17 protein-coding genes are annotated in these 19124 nt (G+C 62.6%); 12 read left to right on the top strand and 5 right to left on the bottom strand.

Annotated features, from left to right (window positions below):
• Positions 1–108: 108 nt before the first annotated feature.
• Complete coding sequence (locus ACFWNN_RS28750; protein WP_382443049.1) at positions 109–846, bottom strand: chitinase; 738 nt, start codon at positions 844–846, stop codon at positions 109–111.
• Positions 847–1979: 1133 nt separating this feature from the next.
• Here ACFWNN_RS28750 and ACFWNN_RS28745 point away from each other — a divergent pair.
• The 8 genes from ACFWNN_RS28745 (at position 1980) to ACFWNN_RS28710 (ending at position 8237) form a co-directional block, all read left to right on the top strand.
• Positions 1980–2600 carry a dihydrofolate reductase family protein gene (locus tag ACFWNN_RS28745; RefSeq protein WP_382443048.1) on the top strand — a complete coding sequence of 207 codons (621 nt, stop codon included), beginning with the start codon at positions 1980–1982 and terminating at the stop codon, positions 2598–2600.
• A 33-nt stretch (positions 2601–2633) separates the two neighbouring features.
• Positions 2634–2957, top strand: a complete 324-nt coding sequence (locus ACFWNN_RS28740) for a YciI family protein (protein WP_382443047.1) — start codon at positions 2634–2636, stop codon at positions 2955–2957.
• Positions 2954–4180 (top strand): RNA polymerase sigma factor, encoded by a 1227-nt coding sequence (locus ACFWNN_RS28735; protein WP_382443046.1) that lies wholly within the window; start codon positions 2954–2956, stop codon positions 4178–4180. Before ACFWNN_RS28740 ends, ACFWNN_RS28735 begins: the two co-directional genes overlap by 4 nt.
• Positions 4181–4283: 103 nt before the next feature.
• On the top strand, positions 4284–5129 hold the full coding sequence (locus ACFWNN_RS28730) for an NmrA family NAD(P)-binding protein (protein ID WP_382443045.1): 846 nt from the start codon (positions 4284–4286) through the stop codon (positions 5127–5129).
• Positions 5126–5578, top strand: coding sequence for a nuclear transport factor 2 family protein (locus ACFWNN_RS28725; RefSeq protein ID WP_382443044.1), 453 nt, complete (start codon positions 5126–5128; stop codon positions 5576–5578). The genes ACFWNN_RS28730 and ACFWNN_RS28725 overlap by 4 nt, the downstream gene beginning before the upstream one ends.
• The gene (locus tag ACFWNN_RS28720; protein WP_382443043.1) at positions 5575–6750 is read left to right on the top strand and encodes an acyl-CoA dehydrogenase family protein; all 1176 of its coding nucleotides are present in this window, start codon (positions 5575–5577) and stop codon (positions 6748–6750) included. The genes ACFWNN_RS28725 and ACFWNN_RS28720 overlap by 4 nt, the downstream gene beginning before the upstream one ends.
• A 63-nt stretch (positions 6751–6813) precedes the next feature.
• Positions 6814–7737, top strand: coding sequence for an AraC family transcriptional regulator (locus tag ACFWNN_RS28715; RefSeq protein WP_382443042.1), 924 nt, complete (start codon positions 6814–6816; stop codon positions 7735–7737).
• A 5-nt stretch (positions 7738–7742) separates the two neighbouring features.
• Entirely contained in the window at positions 7743–8237 is a 495-nt protein-coding gene (locus ACFWNN_RS28710; protein WP_382443041.1) for an NUDIX domain-containing protein, read from the top strand.
• Between the two features lie 1495 nt (positions 8238–9732).
• On the opposite strand, the gene ACFWNN_RS28705 is transcribed toward ACFWNN_RS28710, so the two are convergent.
• Positions 9733–10830, bottom strand: a complete 1098-nt coding sequence (locus ACFWNN_RS28705) for a hypothetical protein (RefSeq protein ID WP_382443040.1) — start codon at positions 10828–10830, stop codon at positions 9733–9735.
• Positions 10831–12053: 1223 nt separating this feature from the next.
• On the opposite strand from ACFWNN_RS28705, the gene ACFWNN_RS28700 reads away from it, so the two are divergent.
• The 4 genes from ACFWNN_RS28700 to ACFWNN_RS28685 all read left to right on the top strand — a co-directional run bounded on the left by ACFWNN_RS28700 (position 12054) and on the right by ACFWNN_RS28685 (position 16579).
• Positions 12054–12359, top strand: coding sequence for a helix-turn-helix domain-containing protein (locus tag ACFWNN_RS28700; RefSeq protein ID WP_382443039.1), 306 nt, complete (start codon positions 12054–12056; stop codon positions 12357–12359).
• A gap of 2 nt (positions 12360–12361) precedes the next feature.
• Positions 12362–13420, top strand: a complete 1059-nt coding sequence (locus ACFWNN_RS28695) for a protein kinase (protein ID WP_382443038.1) — start codon at positions 12362–12364, stop codon at positions 13418–13420.
• A 6-nt stretch (positions 13421–13426) separates the two neighbouring features.
• Positions 13427–15244 carry a tetratricopeptide repeat protein gene (locus ACFWNN_RS28690; protein ID WP_382443037.1) on the top strand — a complete coding sequence of 606 codons (1818 nt, stop codon included), beginning with the start codon at positions 13427–13429 and terminating at the stop codon, positions 15242–15244.
• 291 nt (positions 15245–15535) lie between these two features.
• The gene (locus tag ACFWNN_RS28685) at positions 15536–16579 is read left to right on the top strand and encodes a hypothetical protein (protein ID WP_382443036.1); all 1044 of its coding nucleotides are present in this window, start codon (positions 15536–15538) and stop codon (positions 16577–16579) included.
• Between the two features lie 104 nt (positions 16580–16683).
• Here ACFWNN_RS28685 and ACFWNN_RS28680 read toward each other — a convergent pair whose 3' ends face one another.
• The 3 genes from ACFWNN_RS28680 to ACFWNN_RS28670 form a co-directional block, all read right to left on the bottom strand.
• A complete protein-coding gene (locus ACFWNN_RS28680) occupies positions 16684–17142 on the bottom strand; it encodes an NUDIX domain-containing protein (protein ID WP_382443035.1) in 459 nt (152 codons plus the stop codon).
• Between the two features lie 26 nt (positions 17143–17168).
• Positions 17169–18383, bottom strand: a complete 1215-nt coding sequence (locus ACFWNN_RS28675) for a helix-turn-helix domain-containing protein (RefSeq protein ID WP_382443034.1) — start codon at positions 18381–18383, stop codon at positions 17169–17171.
• A gap of 199 nt (positions 18384–18582) precedes the next feature.
• Complete coding sequence (locus tag ACFWNN_RS28670) at positions 18583–18939, bottom strand: XRE family transcriptional regulator (protein ID WP_382443033.1); 357 nt, start codon at positions 18937–18939, stop codon at positions 18583–18585.
• Between the last annotated feature and the right edge of the window lie 185 nt (positions 18940–19124).

The following is a 19124-nucleotide window of genomic DNA, read 5'->3' as shown; positions in this document are numbered from 1 at the left end:
GTCGTCGGCAGCGTCCGTTGTGTATAAGAGACTGGGTCGGGCCCTGCAGCTGCGCGCGGGCCTACCCCGGCCTGAACGTCCGGGGAAGGCCCTCGCGCAGCGTTCGGGTCAGCAGGACAGGTTGTTGCCGGTCGGGACTCCGAGGATCCCGGTGATCTGCGTGTACTTGTCGATCCGGCTCTGCACCTGTGCCGGGTTGCCGCCGTTGCACTCGATGGAGCCGTTGATGCTGCGGATGGTCTCACCGAAGCCGCGACCGTTGACCATCGCGTCGTGCGGCGTCATCGTGCCGGGGCCGTTCTGGGTGTTCCAGTACCAAAGACCGGTCTTCCACGCGACGGCCGCGTCCTGCTCGACGAGGTAGGGGTTGCCGAGCAGGTCGATGCCGAGGTTGTCGCCAGCGGCCTTGTAGTTGAAGTTCCAGCTCAGCTGGATCGGCCCGCGACCGTAGTAGGCGGCCTGGCCCGCAGGACAGCCGTAGGGCTGGCCGGCGTCGCAGTAGTGCGGGTAGTTCGCCTGGTTCTGCTCCACGATGTGGACGAGGCCGCCGGTCTCGTGGTTCACGTTGGCCAGGAACGCCGCAGCTTCCTGCTTCTTCACCGTGTCGTCGCCGGTGTTGGCGAAGCCGGGGTAGGCGTCAAGGGCCGCCGTCAAGCCGCTGTAGGTGTAGAAGCTGTTGCGGCCGGGGAAGATCTGCTCGAACTGAGCCTCGCTCACCACGAAGGACGCGTCCGATGTGGACGGTTGGGCGGACGAGGTCGCGGCGGGCAGCACCAGCGCGCCGGTGGCGGCGACGAGCGCGGCCGCGGCCACTCCGGCGCGCTTCAGGAACCGGGGTGTCGACATTCGGAACTCCTCTTGTCATGCCGGTCGTGCGCGGTACGACCGATCCCGTGTGGACTACGGCAATAGGTATGGACCAATCGTCGAGTCGTGAAACCGCTCTCACGGCAAGAGCCCGCGACTGGCCCAGTGATCGCTCCGCTATCTGGCAGTGAGTAGAGGACGAGTGGGCCGAATGGATGACGAACGAGGCTGAAGGGAAGCAGCGCCTCTACTTTCCGTAGATGGACTGGCCGAGGCCACGCTGCACCGCCCGGCAAGTCATCACTGCAGCGTGGCTGTACATCTCTCCTCGGCCGAGGGCCTGCTCAAGTGATCGTGTCCCTGCTGCACGAGGCGACTTGGAAGTTGCTGTCCGCCACGTCATTGCTGCGCCGGCAACTGGCCAGGTTCGGCCACCACATCGCCGTTGCGCTGTCAGGGGATCTTGAACGCAGCGGGCATCGATCCGGCGCCGCGTCGGTCCGGCATCAGCGAATGGGCTAGGCGGCGGTCTTCGCAGGTGTTCTGGCCCCAGTCGAGTCGTGGGCCACGGCGACCTCCGACCCTGTGCGTGCCGAGGAGTACGTCCTTACAGGTCAGCGTACGACGGTGGTTAGGACTCGCCATCCAGCGTGATCGCGGCCGTTCTGGTCCGCTTCGCCTACCTGGCCGTCTCCCGCACTTTCGCCGCGCTGTGGATCCCGCGTACGACTGATCGAGAGAAAGATGAGGGTCTGGCGTAAAGCGCCAACCACGTGTCCCGCGTTGAGTGCTTGTCCGTCCAGTCTCTCGGCGAGCAAGGAGCTGGCCGGGTCGTCCTCTGGCGGACGCGGGTCGGCCGCAGGTGCTCGTGCGATGGCGCACATCCGGTCGTTGTTGAGGTTCACTGCGTCGGCGTCTTGGAACCGCCACGGGCGCACTCAGCGAGCCGCAGCATCGGCGAGTTCACCGGCGTGCTGCAGGTGGAGCCGATGGTGGCGTGATCGTCGGCTCGCTCGCCAATGCCCGGCAGGAGCGTTCCAACCTGTGGAAATGGGACCGCGCAGAAATCTTGGAAATAATCTGGTGGAGCTGTCGGATCGCGGTCGTTCCGTTCGTAGCTGTGGTGAGGCCGCCCGAACGAGAGGCGGCGCCGAACGGGAGGACCAGCGATCATGAAGCTCTCGACCATCACCCAGATCACTCTCGACGGAGTTGTGCAGGCCAACGGTGGCGCGTCCGAAGAGGACCGCCGGGGCGGGTTCGAACGAGGTGGCTGGGCGCGTGGCAAGGGGGACGCGGGCACCAGGGCGTTCATCAACGAGACCTACCAGCGCGCCGACGCGTTCCTGTTCGGCCGGCGGACCTACGATCTGTTCGCCGCGTCGTGGGGGTCGCTGACGGAGGCGGACGTGCCGGGTTCGGAGCCGGTGATGCGGGCGTTGAACGCGCGGCCGAAGTACGTGGCGTCCACCGGGCTCACCGATCCCGCGTGGTCGGGCAGCACCGTCCTGACCGGTGACCTCAAGGCCGCCGTCGCGGACCTCAAGGCCAAGCCTGGTGGGGAGCTGCAGGTGCACGGCAGTGGCACGCTGATCCAGTGGTTGCTGGCGAACGACCTGGTCGACGAGATGACGCTGATGGTGATTCCTGTGGTCGTCGGGCAGGGCGCGCGGCTGTTCCCGCAGAACGGCCCCGACCACGCGATGAACCTGATCGAGTCGCGTGTGGACTCGAACGGCGTGGCGATCCAGGTCTACCGTCCTGCCGGGCGCCCGAGTTACTGGCCGAACTGACGTTGCCGAAACCCGCACAGGAGGATTTGGGAAATGCGGTACCTGGTTTCTGTCGTCGACGACAAGGAAAAACCCGGCAGCACCGACCGGCTGGACGCGATCGGTGAGTTCAACGAGAAGCTGACCGCCGAGGGCTACTGGGTCTTCGCCGGCGGTCTCGCCGACACCGACTCGGCCACTGTCGTCGACAACCGCGGCGAACAGGCGCTGTTCAGCGACGGGCCGTTCGTGGAGACGAAGGAGTACCTCGCCGGCGTCTGGGTGTGGGAGGTGCCTGACCTGGACGTGGCGCTGAAGCTCGCCGCCGAGGCGTCCAAGGTGTGCGACCGCAAGATCGAGGTGCGTCCGTTCCAATGAGCGACGTCGCTGAGGTGATCACCCGAGCCCACGGGGAGGAGTGGGCACGAGTGGTCGCGACCCTGACCAAGCGGTTCGGCGATCTCGATGTCGCCGAGGAAGCGGCCGCCGAGGCGTTCGCGACAGCCGTGGAACGGTGGCCCGCGGACGGTGTGCCACCCAACCCCGGCGCGTGGCTCACCACGACCGCGACCCGCAAGGCCATCGATCGCATCCGGCGGGAGAACAAGCGCGACGGCAAGCACGAGGAGGCGTGGAGCATGCACGACGACAGTCCGCACGACCCGCTCGGCGCCATCGACGACGACCGGCTCCGGCTCTTCTTCATCTGCTGCCACCCGGCTTTGGCGCTGGAGTCGCGGGTGGCGTTGACCTTGCGCATGGTCGGTGGCTTGACCGTGCCTGAGATCGCGCAGGCCCTGCTCGTGGCGGAAAGCGCTGTGGGACAACGGATAACCCGCGCGAAAGCCAAGATCAAGGCAGCGCGGATCCCTTACCGCGTACCCTCCACTGAGGACCTTCCGACACGCGTGTCGGGTGTGCTCACGGTGCTGTACCTCGTGTTCAACGAGGGCTACCTGTCCACCGGTGCCGGCACGGACCCGCTGCGCCAGGACCTGACCGCGGAGGCGATCCGGCTCACCCGCCTGATCCACGCCCTGCTGCCCGCGGACGGCGAGGTGGCCGGGCTCCTGGCCCTCATGCTCCTCACCGAGGCCCGCCGGACCGCCAGGGTCGCGGCCGGCGAACTGGTCACGCTCGGCGAGCAGGACCGCGGAGCGTGGAACACCGACCTGATCGCCGAAGGTCACCAGTTGGTGCGTGCACGGCTGGTCTCCGGCGTGGCGCCGGGCCGCTATCAGCTCCTCGCCGCGATCAACGCCGTCCACACCTCCGCCCGCGATGTCCGCGACACCGACTGGTCGCAGGTTCTCGCTCTCTACGACCAGCTCGTCCGGCTCGACCCGTCGCCGATCGTCGCCCTCAACCGGGCTGTCGCCTTGGCCGAACTCGATGGTCCGGAGGTCGCGCTCGCGTCCGTCGACCGACTCGGCGAGAAGCTGGCCGCCTACCACCCCTTCCACGCGACCCGCGCCGACCTGCTGCGCAGGCTGGGGCGTGGCGACGAAGCACGGACGGCCTACGACAAGGCCATCGCACTGGCGGGCAACACGGCGGAGACCGCCTACCTCACCCGGCGTCGCGACCAGCTGCGATCCTGACCAGCTGGCTGCTCTCCTTTCAGCCGCTGAGATGAGCGGATCGCGTAGTACATCGAGCTTCTCGAACATTGGAAAGCTCACGGGCTGTTTCTACGGTTGAGCCATGATTGATCGAACTGCTCTTGCCCTGGTGCTCGGCGGCACTGGACGTACCGGCTCGCGCGTCGCCGAGAGCCTTGCTTCTCGCGGTCTGTGGGTTCGGACCGCGGCACGGTCTGGTGCCGATGTCCGGTTCGACTGGAGCGACCTGGACTCCTATGCGCCTGCCTTGTCCGGTGCGGATCGCGTGTACCTCGTGCCGCCGGTGATGAGGACCGACTACGCGCCGGACGTCGCGGCGTTCCTCGACGAGGCGCAGTCCGCCGGTGTCCGGCACGTCACGCTGCTCAGTGCTCACGGAACTGAGGGAGCGCCTTCGAAGCTCGCTCCTCGTGCGGTCGAGCTCGACCTTCTCGGCCGGGAGGACCTGAGCACCTCGATCCTGCGGCCCGCGTGGTTCATGCAGAACTTCACCGACCTGCTCAAGCCGGTCGACGGCGCGATCGTCCTGCCGACGGGGGACGGCGTCGAGGCGTTCGTCGACGCCGAGGACATCGCCGCGGTGGCGGTCGAGACCCTCGTGGATCCTCAGAGCCACAACGGTGCCGAGTACGCGATCACCGGACCGGAAGCGCTCGGCGTCGCCGAGGTCGCCACGATCCTCGGCGAAGCCGCTGGCAGGAGCATCGCGTACGTCGACTTCGATCGTGACGCGTGGGTGGCGGCGGCCGTGGCGAACGGCGTTCCCGCCGAGTACGGCGAAGTCATGCGCGCCCTGACCGAGACGGTCGCGTCCGGCAGGGGAGCACGTCCCACGGACGTGGTGGAGAAGATCACTGGGAGGACGCCGCGGTCGTTTTCCGAGTTCGCCCGCCGATCCGCTTCCGTCTGGCAGGAGGACGCCCGATGAGCACCATCGCCAACCTGGAGGAGTTCGCGGCGCTCGACCCGTTCTTCCGGATCATCGAGGAGGGCGTGGCCGGGCTCGTGGACGGCGAGCACTTCTTCGACATGCTCGCCGAGGACGTCGTCTTCGAGTACGTCATCACGGTTCCCGGCTACCCGCGTCGCGTTGAAGGACGTGCTGCAGTGGCTGAGCTCTACCGGCCGTACGGCGAGATGTTCAGCTTGGAGCGTTGCTACGACCTGGCCGTGCACCACGACCAGAAGACCGGTGTGGTCGTGCTCGAGTACGCGTCGCAGGGGCACGTGACCACGACAGGAGCTGCCTACGGCAACCGCTACATCTCGGTGCTGACGATCAAGGACCGTCGAATCGTGCACTGGCGTGACTACCTCGACCCGCTTGTCGTGTTCGACGCGCTGGGCTGGCCTGAAGCGCCGCGGGGAACGTCGTGAACAGTCCGGTTCCGTCGCGGGAGGAGCTGGTCGGCCGGGCTCGCTCGCTGCACCAGCTGCTCAGCGACTCGGCGCAGGAGGGCGAGGCGGCGCGGGAGATCACGGGCGAGGTTCACAAGGGGCTCACCGACGCCGGCCTGTTCCGGATGTTCGTGCCGACCAGGTTCGGCGGCTACGAGGCGAGCATGCGGACCGTGCTGGAGGTGACCGAGGCGCTGGGCTCAGCGGATGCTTCGGCGGCGTGGCTGGTGTCGGTGGGGTCGGTCGCCGCGTGGATCGCCGGGCAGGCGTCACCACGCGGGCAGGAGGAGCTGTTCGCCTCCGGGCCGGACGTTCACATCGCGGGTGGGAACGCGCCGGTGCTGGCTGAGCGGGTGCCGGGCGGCCTGCGGATGAGTGGGCGGTGGAGTTACGCCTCCGGTGCGGGACATGCGCGGTGGGCGTCGCTCGGCGCCGCGGTCCGAGACCAGAGCGGCGAGGTCGTTGACGCCGTGCTCGGTTTCGTGCCGGCCTCGGTGGTGAGGCTCGAGCGCACGTGGCAGTCGATCGGCATGCGCGGTACCGGATCGGACACCTGGGTCGCGGAGGACGTCTTCGTCCCGGAACACCTCACCGTCTCCATGGGCCGGCTGGGGGCAGGGGACTGGCGTCCGCCATCGGACGAGCCGATGTACGGGCTCCCGCTCGCGCCGGTGGCGACGGTGCCGTTGCTGGGGCCGATCCTGGGCGCCGCGCAGGCCGCGCTCGACCTGGTGGTGCGTCAGGCTCCCGGCAAGACGATGCAGCACACGTTCTTCTCCAGTCAGAGCGAGTCGGTGGGTGTTCAGATCCAGGTGGCGGAGGCCGCGGTGAAACTGCGGACCGCCCGGTTGCACGCGGCCGACGTCGCCGACGTGCTCGACGACTCGGCCGGACGCCATCGGGTCGGCTACTCGACGCGGGCGCGGATGCGAGCCCAGACGGGGTTGGCGGCTCAGCTGGCGTGTGACGCGCTCGACGTCCTGCTCACGGTCCACGGATCGGGTGGGTTCAGCGAGTCGAACCCGCTGCAGCGTCGGTGGCGTGACGTCAACACCGCCGCGAGGCACGCCGCGTTGAACCCGGTGATCGGCTACGAGGTCTACGGAAAGGACTTGCTCGGCATCGGCGAACGGATCAGTCCGTCCGTGTAGGAGGCGCATCCGAGCGTCCTGTTGGCACGGTTGGACGGATCATGAAGGGATAGGCTCGAAGTCGTGGACATCCTGCAGGACCACCTGGCACGCACCCGAGCGTCCGGCGGTGTCTTCGCCCGCTCGGTCGTGCGGCCGCCGTGGGGCCTGCGGTTGCCCGGCACGATCCAGCTCTCGATGCACACCGTCGTCCAGGGCCGCGCGTGGCTCTGGACGACGGATCCCACTGCTGCCGTCGAACTCGCCCCCGGCGACCTGTGTCTCGTGCTCGGCGGCACACAACACCACATCGCGCACCGGCCGGATCCGTTGCTGTGCCAGCCGCACGAGCAGTTCCTCGCCCAGAACTCAGGTAGCCCGAACGGCGACGACCACACGTCCACCGTCTTCCTTTGCGGCGCCTACGCGTTCGAAGGTGACGTGGGCCGCGGCCTGATCGAGGCGCTGCCTCCGGTGCTTCTCCTGCACCCGGCCGCGCACGACTCGCTCACGAGCGTGATCACCCTGCTGTCCAGGGAACTGACCACCCAGGCGCCGGGTCAGCAGACGGTGCTCGACCGCCTGCTCGACGTCCTGCTCGTCATGGCGATGCGCGCGGCCTACGAGCAAAGCCCGCACGCGCCGCGCTGGTACAAGGCTGCCGCCGACTCCAGACTGAGCCGCTCGCTGCACGCGATCCACTCCGACGCCGCACACCTCTGGACCATCCCGGAACTCGCGGCGCTGAGCGGGATGTCACGCGCGTCGTTCGCCCGCAACTTCGAACGTGCCCTCGGGCAGGCACCCATGCAGTACCTGACCGACTGGCGCATGATGCTCGCCCGCGACTTCCTCCGCGCCGACGAGCTGAACCTCGACCAGGTCGCTCGCCGCACCGGCTACACCTCGTCCAACGCCTTCTCGGCCGCGTTCCGGCGACACCACGGGGTGCCACCTGGCCAATGGAGGCAGGAAGAGCACGACCGCACACCCCACAACGCGTCATGAGCTCCATGCCCGAACGCGACCAGAAGCACGACCGCTATCCACTGGCAGCACACGTCTTTCTCATCGCGGAAACGGGTCGCGTCCTGCTGATGCGGCGGGCCGGAAGCGGCTACGCCGACGGGCAGCTCGGGCTCCCCGCCGGCCACGTCGACCGCGGCGAGACCCTGACCGACTGCGCGGTGCGCGAACTGGGCGAGGAACTGGGCGTCAGGGTCGACCCTGACGCCCTCTCACCTGTGGGGACGATGTTCCGAAACTCTGAAGAGCCCAGGGTGGACGTCTTCTTCGCCACGCGGGTCTGGGAAGGCGTGCCGGAGATCCGGGAACCCCACAAGTGCACTGAACTCGTCTGGGCCGATCCGGAGCAGCTACCCGATGACGCGCTGGACTTCCTCCAGCAGGCCTGGGCCGACGCCAAGTCGGGGGTCCTGCTTCGCGAATACGGCTGGACTGAGATTTCCGAGTCAGACCGGGTTTCCGGAGAATCCGGTCGAGGCTGACAACACTTTTCCTATCCTGCAACGGTTTCCGACTCGCAATCGGCTGCTCTCGCTCGTTGTGCGTGCCGAAAGTCCGTCCGTGCAGCTTGCAGGCCTCGGGTGTGGCTGGCGGTCGTCGGGCATGATCGTGTCCCGTGCGGGTCCGCTTCGCTTACCTTGCCGTCACCCACGCTTTCGCAGCGCTGCGGCTCCTGCCGCTGACTGACCGCGAGAAGGACGTCGAGATTCTTGCTCTTCGCCATCAACTCACCGTCTTACAACGACAACGCGGTGACCGACGCCCACAACTCCGACCTGAGGACAGGGCGTTCCTCGCCGCGCTCCTGACGCCGCCGGCCCGCGCAACTCTGCGCCGACTCCGGCTGCGGGTCAGCCCGGACACAAAACTGCCGGCGTCGACTCGGTGCCGCACCGAGCGACCGTCGCCTTGGCTGAGTTTCTGCGCTCAAGGCCGAGGTGGTGCTGGCGATGGATTTCATCGATACCGTCACGCTGACCGGTGCAGGTCAGCACATCCTCGCCGCTGCCCACCACGCCGGTAGGTGCATGCGCATTCTCGATGCAACCGCGCACCCAACATGCCTGGGTGACACAGGCCGTCCAGAATCTCCTACTCGACCTCAAGGACATCGGCAGGTTTGCGCGAGTCAGGTTTCTCATCCGTGATCGTGACGGCAAGTAGCCCAGTGCAGGCCTTAGGAATGGCCTGACTCAGGTCGTGTTGGCCTACTCCGTACACGTTCACGGCCTTGAAATCGACACCACCAAGGCAGTGATTGGTCTGCTTCGGATGCCCGCGTCGACGGGGCTGATGTGACGTGCAACGAGGCGATTCTGCTACCACTTTTGCTACCGAGGCTCCGAGGGCAGGGAGCGAGGGCACCGAGAGACCTTCGATCTGCGCAGGTCAGAGGCTTCGGGTGCAAGCATGATGCCCGAGAGCGAACCTAGTGACCTCTTCGGTAGAGGCGAATAGATCACGGGCTGGAGGGGTGACAAGTCGCTGACCTGCAGATTCGAGGTCTGCAGACCTGGAGTTGGCAGGTCAGTTCTGCCCTACTCAACGCAAACGGCCTGCCGATGGATTCCATCGGCAGGCCGTTTGACTAGGTAAAACACACTGTGGGCGATACTGGGATCGAACCAGTGACCTCTTCGGTGTGAACGGGACCGGACTCGTCTCGCACTTACTGGTTGATCTCAGCGAGGCTGTCGTGAACTGCAATTCGGTGCCCAGACGTCTCATGGCATCACGTTGAAGTCCTCCTCGTAAGCGTCGTCTCGGCTGCATGGCTGGTGACAACGGGCTCGCCAGTAGCAGGCCCTGTCGGTAGGCGATTGGTCTAGTCGTGATGGCGCCTAGTCGGCTGGGTTGCATTCAAGTGCCATCGTGCGGAGCTATGACACTCGCAGAGCACGATCCTGAGCTGCGCTCGAAGCACCAGCCACCTTTGACTAGCTGTTGACGTTCCGCACATGTTCCACAACCTGTGCCTCAGTCCGCGGCCGGCGCGTCAACCCGCTCGAACTTGCCCTTCGACGTTTCGTAGATACAGCCGATCCGGCAGCTCAACAACAGATCAACCATGTCGCTGCCGGGATGCTCAGGCAGCATCACGGCAAGTTTTTCGTGGTCGACGTAGCGGCCATAGTCGAGGACCTGCCCCAGAGCAGTCCGCACGTAGTCACGTCCTGCGGAACCCTTGGCCTCGATGAGTTCAGCCCGGTCGAGGTCGAACAGGTCGATGCGAAGCTGGATAGTGCGTTCAGGGAGAACGATTACTTTGCCAGTGACTTCGCATCCGTCCTTGTGCCGCCACTCCCTGTATCGCTCCATCAGTTGGGCTTCCCGCCGGACCGCGGTCCGCTCATCGGCTCTGGGCCTCGTCATGAAGCTCATTGCACGGTGCGCCTCTACAGGAACATCGAACACCTTCGGGTCACCAGGTCCAGCGGGACCAGGTTCAACTGTCGCGACGGTCGGGACGTGACCGAGGAGCTTCGCGCGCACGCGAACGGCCTCGGCTCGCATCTCATCGGGTTTGGCGAGAAAGTCTTGGACTACCTTGACCGTGAGCTCACCGCCCCTGGTCTTTGTCCCCTGGTAGTCAGGGTGGCTCGTCGCGATGTCAGCGGTCTTACGCCCAACGGTGGCAGGGCTTCGGAAGTCGGGACCGTGCTGATCTAGAGGGTAGAACAGAGGAGCTTGCAGCAGCTCAGAGAGTTCAATGACCTGCCAGTCATGCTCATGGCGCGTGGGCTGCCTCCATCCGTTTGCCTCTACGACAGCGCACGCGAGCACGATCTCTTCTCGCGTCCAGGCAAGCACGGGGAAGTACCGAACCGTGAAGCCAAGATCAGGCTGCTCAAGGCGGTGGGCAACCGACTTATCGCCGCCGGAGAAGTTCCTGGCCGCTAGCTCCAAGGCGCAACCAACGATCGCCTTCGAGTCGTAGAGCCGGTCGTCGTACTCCAGGTAGTACGACTTGGCCTTGCTGAACTTGTACTTCTTCAGAAACGCCTGCCTGCCTAGTTCATCGAACTCGGCGAGGGCAGCGAGCACACGCTCTCGTGTGAGGGCAGCAAGTGTCACGCCGCGACGCTAGCGCTGTCCCCTGACAATCTGATGCGGACGTTTGATGTTGAACCGCGATGAGATCGTGCAGCCTGGTCTTCACGATGGCTGAGAGCCCGCCCATGTCGCCAGAACCTCTGCAGGCATCGTCCTGCTGGCCGTGCAGGTGAGCCTCTCAGCCAGGCTGCTCGTCGCCGACCTCCGGGCAAGCATGATCGTCGATCGTAACTTCGCCGCCACTGTGCCGGCAGTGCCTCGCGGTCTCGCGGGCTACTGCGCCAGCAGGTACGGGTAAGTGACGCCCCGTCGCGCAGGCGCCGAAACGACCAGGGAGACCTGGCATCCCGCGAAGGGCGCCTGCAGACCTTGCGTAGCAGGCTGGACTTTCTACCGTTCGGGTGACAGCACGTAACTCTATCTACCTCATGTGCGATCTGAGTGGGTACACGCTGAGGGGCGGTGACTGGGTCTTGGTACGTGTGGGGCGTGACGTCGAGCAGCCACTGGAATCTGCCTGTGGACGACTGCGTGCCGACGAAGCACACCTCGGAGGTGCTGGCGAAGACGTTAGCTGCATCGCCTAGCTACGCGGAGAGTGTCTGCAGGCTCGTTGGCAGGCCGCAGGTACGGCGCTGCTCTGCCGGCGGCGCTGACGAGATTCCTAGCAGCTCGTCGTTCGTCGCCACATCGGCCGGAACGCATCCCGTGGCAACCGCCGCCACAGTCGTGGCGGCGGACCTCCTGATTCCCGGCAAGGTTGTAACAGATGACTCAAAAGCGACAGGAGGACCAGCAACGGCACATGCCTGGATATTGAGTAGGAGCTGTGCCTTGGTGGCGAATGACTCAACTCGACGGGCTTCGCCCGCAAGTCGGTAGCACCCAAACAATCGGACGCTCGCGTGATGATGTTCCGCGCAGCCCGCTGTTGTGGCTGGGGATAGAACGCGCATCGTGACGTATGACGATTGATCGTTTAGTGCAAGCGCATTGCGGGGCGATCGTGTGCTTGACCTGCGTTAGGAGGTAGCACCACGAAGCCCTTCGCTCTTGAGTAGCCTCAATCTGATCAACATAAGTTTGATCAGATTGAGGCTGCGGCGGGTGGTCGCGCGGCTCGGTCGAGGGACATGGGGTACTCCGATCGGGGTGTCTGCTAACCCAGTGAACCACGTCCTACCAGCCAAGATGTGACCTGCGTGCTGTTGCCAGAGTTGGCAACACGTGACTATCGTCGTGACATGACCGAGGAGCACAAGACCGCCGAGGGCCTCTTGCGGCGTCTGCGCAGCTCGCAGGGGCGATCATTGCGCACGGCGTCTGATGATTTGGGTTTGGCGCCTTCGCACCTCTCTCGACTTGAGAGAGGTGAGCGTCGTGCCACACCTGAGATTGCGGAAAAATTGGCCAACTACTATGGCGTTTCGTCCGATCTCGTTGCGCTGGACGAGGGGCGAATTCCTGACGACGTTGTCAGGATCTTGCAAGAGCATCCGGAGGAAATGGATCTCTTGCGTGCGCGATATGGTGAGACAAGAGGAGCTTAGCTTTGACGGGCCAGAGCGACGCGTGGATCAAGCTGTTCCAGAATGTAACTCTCGATGAGTATACGGTTGGAGACCTTCGAGGAGAGGGAGGTTTCGGTCTCGTTTTCGAAGGATGCAGCGCTGATAAGACGCGCTTGGTGGCACTTAAGGTGCTTAGGCCGGGCTCTGGTCAACGGCAGGCCGAGGAATTTGAGCGCGAGGGCCTTCTTTTGAAGATCCTGGAAAAGGCTTCCAATGTCGTGGACATCGTCTCCACGGGGGAGACTTCGATCCCGCTAAATCATGCTGGCACGGGGATCGCGGTCGAGGTGCCGGTCCGATTTCACGTTCTCGAACTTTCTTCTGGTTCGCTTGATGAGATAATCGAGCATCTTGGAGAAATGAGTTGGATGGCACGTCTCGATCTGTGGAGAGCTATCGTTCGAGGGGTTCATCAAATGCACCTTAAGAGCATAGTGCACCGTGACCTCAAGAGCGAAAATTGCCTACTTTTTGTGCTTCCGAAGAAGGGGATGGACTGCAAGCTCGGCGATCTTGGACGATCAAGGGATCTTTCGAAGCCCGCCAATCACTCGCCTCATGAGTATATTCAGGGGCGCGGCGATATGCGGTTTGCCCCTCCTGAGTTCCTGCTTCTGCAGGGAAAAGATTCGCGCATCGGTCACAAATGCGCAGACCTGTACGGGCTTGGTTCGCTTCTTTTTGAGTTTGGCACCGGGCAGCCGATTACCAGTTTTGCGCTGGGGGTTGATCCTGACATGGTGATGGGTGCCGCATACCGCCTTCGAAAAAACGCCGCAATTGATCTTTCTTCCTTGCGTCCGCAGTACAATGACGCATTTGAGCTCTTCGAAGCGACGGTGCCGTCAGCGATCCGGGTCAAAGCGTCAGCCCTGATCCGGCAACTCTGTGATCCAGATCCGGATCGCCGTCCTCCTAAAAATGGGGTGGGCAAAAGATCTGCTCGAACGACAGGTCTTGAATGGCTGATCAATCAAGCTGATATTCTCACTCGAACTCTGGCAACGGTCGATCGACCCCGTTCTGCGGCAAAAAGGTAGGTACTGATGAACAGAATTGGGCAGCTCGTCGAGGAATCTCCTATCACGATGCCGCAGGTGGTCGCCGCTTCGCCGGTTCAGCCAGGAGGGCAATACGTCGGGGAAAGCTTCGAGGTCACAGACCCACCACATAAGCATGCCGCTCGTGGTGCTGTGCGCGACGAGTCTCTTGTAGAAGAGTGGAAAACCCTCGCTGAGAAACATGCAAGGGTGCGTGAGGAACTGGTAGTGCGCGAACGGCGTACTGCCATTTCGCTCGCTCGTCTAGCGCACGCTCAGTTCGCGGCTGGAATGCTTGATGAAGCGTATCTGAGCACGCAGGATGCCTTGCAGGCCGTAGTCGAATCTATGCAGCAGGATTCTGCGCGTTTTGATCTTCCTAGTTCGGTTTCGGCTGTCCGTCTTCTTATCCGGTTGGATCGCCGTACAGATGTGCGATCGTGGCTTGAACGGCTTCCTCATCATGAGATTCTTCGCAAAATAGGTGCTGGAATTGCTGCAAGTGCCGATGACTATGAATCGGCCCTTGGGATGCTTGAGGGACTGGAATCGCCTGATGCCGCGAACCTTCGAGGCTACATCTATTTGCAGATCAGGGAACCAGAGCTTGCGCTTCGTGAACTTCGGGCTGCCTACAGAGGGGTTCCTGAAGTCGTCGAGACCGTGCTCAATATGGCGTTTGCATACTGGCAGCTTGGATCTCCATCGAAGGCGATTCGCTTCGCTCGGCAAGCGTCAAGAATGGCTCGTTCCAGGAAAGATATCTCCTTCACTCTGATTGAGATGATGTTCGCCGCTGGTAGATATGATGAGGCGGCGGCGGAGCTAAAGTATATTCGATCAACCGGCATCATTGAAACCGCGGATTTTTTGATGATGCGCGCAAAGGTTGAATATGCATCAGGTCGAGATGTAACGGCCTCGACCTCGATTAAGCGTGCGGTTTCTGAAGCTCGCTCATCTGGTGATACTGCGTTCGCCGAGCTGATTCAAGCTCACTTGAGTGTTCTTGAAAGTAATGGACTTCCAAGCATTGAAGAGCAGAAGCGTAGTATCTATCTAAACCTACGTCAGGCTATAAGGAAGTCGCCGGACAACGTGGGGTTGATAGAGCTATTTGCTGCTAATGCCGATCGTGTTAGTCATGCCAAAGAGCTGCGGTCGTATGTCGACCAGCTTGCGCTGACTCATGAACCAAAGCGGCTGTACGAGCTGCAACATCGGGTGGCTTATCTGGAAGGCGATTTCGAAAAGGCGCTCCAGTATGCTCTTCTTTGGAGTGAGTCTGAACCCTTTAATCCGCAAGCTGCTTCCAATGTGCTCGTTCTTCATGGGCAAGTCGGCCAGGCGGGTCAAGATTATGAAAAGATCGCTATTCTGATTGCGCAGAGGTTTGGTGGTTCTCCGCTGGTGCTAAACAATGTGGCGTTTGCCCTTGCCCTATGTGGGCGATCGGATGCGGCGGCGCAGTTGATCGCGAAGCATCCGAAAATGCGAGATGATAGCTTCTATCTGAAAGCTACGATAGGGCTTGTTGAGGTCGCGAGCGGAAACCTTCAAGAGGGCATGAAACTATATCGCGAAGCCGCTGAGATGACTGACAAGATCCCGGACGGTACTACATATCGAGCTTTGATGACTATTCACCAAGCTATGGCTTTGAGGCAGCTCGGCCTTCTTGATTGCACTGATAAGCAAAGTGTTGTTGCCCAGGCCCTTCCAGAAGTAGACCTTCCTAAGGATTGGCGCGATCTTCCGCATTTTCGTCTGCTGGAGGCAGGCGCATTGCGTCGTGGTTGGGAGTGGCCACTGATTATCAACTAAGTTGAATATCGTGGACCCACCGGACGTGTACCCCTCAATCGCTCGCGGTGGCTGTGCCCCTGCGAAGGCCCCTTGATCAAAGGAAAGTCTGGATGTCGCAGGGCTCCTCGGCTGCTTCAGTGTGAACGGCAGCGGGGCGTTGCCGGCGGGTGGCGCCTTGCCCGCGGTTGCGGCTACCGACCTGTATGGAGGGCAGGTAACAGAGGTTGCCTGTTCAGCGACTTGTCATCGAAGAGTCGCGCTCTGAAAGTGAGGGGAAAGATATTGGCTATCCAGATACCTGTAGACCTGATGGGGGAGTATGAAAGCGTTGTCGGAAGTGTAGCTGCACTGCGTGTGGCAAATTTGGAAGCTGCCGAGTTTGTGGCTACGCTGAAGCCTAGCGCCGAAAGAATGCGCATGCGGGTTGCATTGAATGAACTTGCCGAAGTGCTTAGCGCGGCTTCGACGCTATTTGATCTGATTGAGAATTCACCGCTGAATGAAGGCGTTGCAGACGCGGATTTCCTGAGTTGGTCGACTAAAATTCAGAACTTTGATAAAACGGTTCGATCGATGAACTTGAGCTCAATTGTGGAAATTGAGAATAAGGACAATCTTGGAATCTGGGTCGATCACGTTCGTGCGCTAGCTAACGATGTGAGGTCTTCGTTCGCCTACGTGGTTGACTGGTGCCTTGGTGCGATCAAACGTAAAAGCCTCTCGGGTCGGCAGGGTGAGACGCTGGACTATTTGGAGGGTAACTGGTCGCCCTTGGGTCTTATGGGTAGCATTGTTTCGGATGCAAAGAAGGCAAGGGACGAGGTAGTTTCTGTATTGGAGGATGCCAGGCAGGCAGCGGGTGAGGCCGCTGACGCTGTGCTGAGTGTCCATTTCTCGAAGTTTGCAGCTGGCGAGCAGCGTCGCGCCGAGTGGCTTCGTGGTGGCGCAATTGGCTGCTTGATGGTGCTAGTTTTGGCGGCGGCAATTATTCTGCCTCAAGCTGTAAAGTCCGACTCGACGGTCGCGAGCGTGTTGGCTCGACTGACATTCTCAATTCCACTTGCTGTCCTTGCGGCCTACCTGGGTAAAGAGTCATCGAAGCATCGCGAGCTCGCGCGCTGGGCTCGTCAGCTGGAAGTTCGACTCCTCACTTTCGATGCCTTTGTTGCGCCATTGTCTGAAGATCAAAGGCGGGAGCAGCGTGTTGCCTTCGGTGATCAAATATTCTTGGGTGAGAGAGTCCAAAATGAAAATGGTGCTGCCGGTCCCAGCTTGATGGGTGAGGCTGCTTCTCTGTTGGCCAGTGTTTCGGAATTGATGAAAGGTCTTCCTGGCGTCGAGAAAAGGCAATAGATGCGATATTTGTCCCGAACTGTGGATTTGGCGAGATATGCCTCATCTTTGAGTGCGTGCTCCACAACGATGCCCGCAATCCTCAGGACTGTTCTGGTCTTGTCTCAACGCTCACCGTGCTCCAAGTAGACAGTATAGCCATTACGGCGAGCCCTGAGCGCTTGGCCGATTCGCCGGGCAAGCCTGGGGATCACGTACTCAGGCACGCGCTCGGCTGGTATCCACTCCCACCGGTCAAGCTCGGCAGTGTCGAGCGTGATGCGCTGCTCGTCGTCGCCAAGGTCCCCACAGTCGAACAGCCAGAGCACCTTGTCGCCCTCAGTTTCGTTCGGTGCCCAGTCCACTGCGATGAGGTGCCGTGCCTCCCTGTCTAGCCCCAGTTCCTCCGAGAGTTCCCGCTGACATGCGGTGGCCGGCGATTCACCGATGTCGACGTATCCACCAGGAATGTCCCACCCGTTGCTGTAGGTCTTGTGGACTAGCAGCACTCGGTCTTGGGCGTCAACGAACAACGCCCCGGAGGCCATTCGGGGAGTCGCGAACCGGTCGGAGTCGGTACCCATGCTGCGAAGCCTACGGGCGCAGCGCTTCATCCCACCCGAAGGCGCTGAGCGAGTCCTGCGAGCGTATGGCTCGGCTTTCCGCGTTGCTGCCGCATCCACGTGAGGACAAGTTGTCGCCCGAGGTAGTGATGCCGAACCTGCTCGGGTGCGCGCTGCTCGGCTTCGAGCACGATTGCTAAGGCCTCGTCCGCGCGGTTCCATGCGCTCAGTGCGCGAGCGGTCTCCAACGAGTGTCGAACCTGGCGTTCCACAGGCAATCCAGATGTATCAACGTCTGGACCGAGATCCACTGCGACCTGTACGTCGCCAAGCTCCATTGCGGTGGCGACGCGGTGGATCGTTACGTTCGTGGGGCCAAAGGCCGTCCACATGTGGTTGCCGTCCCCGCCTTGCCGGTTTGCAGCTTCCTGTGCTTCACGCAGAAACGTCTGCGTCCGCGGACGGTCATCAGAGCGCGCGGCGGCCATCGAGCCCGCGAGGAACAAGCTTCCGTAGATGGACAGCATGTTGTCGTCAGCGTGCGTCATCTCTGGTTCCAGCACAGAAGCGGCGGTCTCGGTTAGCTGAACGGCGGAGTCGAAGCGGCCGTTTGAAAGCAGCGCGTGTACGACGAGCCGGAACAGCGATCCGAGCACTACCGGATCACCAGCCTGTTGTGCTGCTGCGAGCCCTCGTTCTGCGGCGATCCACGCCAGGTCGGTCTCTCCGAGCTTCGTCAGCATTGACGTCGCGGCCTGGTAGCTCAGGGCGAGAAGACCTTGCGCCTCCGAGCCGTAGGTCTGCGCCGCCTGCACCGCATCGGCGAGCAGCAGAGGAGCACGGCCAGCCACGAACCCGTACTTAGATGCCTGGTACGCCTCGAACACCACGGCTACTTCCCGGCGCAGCTCCTCCAGCGAGATCGGTTCGGCAGTGGGCGCTGGTGAGGCAAGCAAAGGTGTGAGTTGGCGGTAGTCCATCAGTGCGGCACGGAGTGCGGGAACGGTTCGAGTGCCGCTGTCCTGGTTCCAGTCGAGCAGTGTGGGCTCGCCAATGAGATCGCCCACCGACACATCGAGCGCGTCCGCGAGGCTGCGGATCACAGACAACCGGTCGAGGTCGATCCGGTTGTTTTCCACCTTGCTCAGCCAGTCGGTGGTTCGACCGACCCTGCCTGCGAGGACTTCCTGAGGGACGCCGCGGCGCCGGCGGTACCAGGCGACGCGTTCGCCGATGGTCAGGGAGTTCGTCATTCCGCGCATGGCTTCACCTTCCCCGCTGGCCAGCTGGTGACCCCGGAGGAATTTTCCGGGGTCTGGCCCCCACCTCGTTCGAAGCTACTGCCAACGCACCAATTGCGGGGCGTGAGGGAGGAAGCGATGACGCAGGGGGAGGACGTGCGGAGCCTCGCTCAAGAGCTTCGGGCGTTGGCTGCTGATCTCGATGCGCGGCTGGATCGACTCATGGTTGTTCGCCGTCGACAGCTAGCCGCCGCTCGATCTCCTCGACACGGTCGGTCAGAACGGTGATCGCGCCCTTGATTGCGGTCAGCTCGGCGAGCAGGGGATCCGACTCGTCTGGGTCACCAGGGTCGATGCCGCTCAAGACCTGCCACAGATGGTCGCTGGGCCAGCCAAGTGCGTCGGACAGCGCGGCCAACGTGCGCTTGCTGCGGTCGCGTGGCTGCAAGTTCAGCTGGATTTCGCGGACCGTCTGCAATGCGAGGCCCGAGCGTTCTTTCAGCTCGGACTGCTTCATGTCCAGTTCCGCCATTCGGGTGGTGATCGCCGTTGCGACCGCTGCCCAATCCTTCGCCACGAACCCTCCTGAGCTGCTGATTTCAGTATCAACACTAGCAGTCGGAGGTCTGGGCGGTCCTGTGTCTCAAGGCCCTTCGCTTGACAGTGCTAGTTTCAGTACTAATGTTGGCACTCGAATTGGCGCTGGACACGAAGAAGCCCCGGTAGTGCTGGAGCACGGGCCGGGGCGCACATCGAACGCCT

The organism is Lentzea sp. NPDC058450 (assembly GCF_042721395.1).
GTDB lineage: Bacteria > Actinomycetota > Actinomycetes > Mycobacteriales > Pseudonocardiaceae > Lentzea.
Note: the sequence above shows the minus strand (reverse complement) of the source record. Positions and strands in the feature narration are given on the sequence as shown.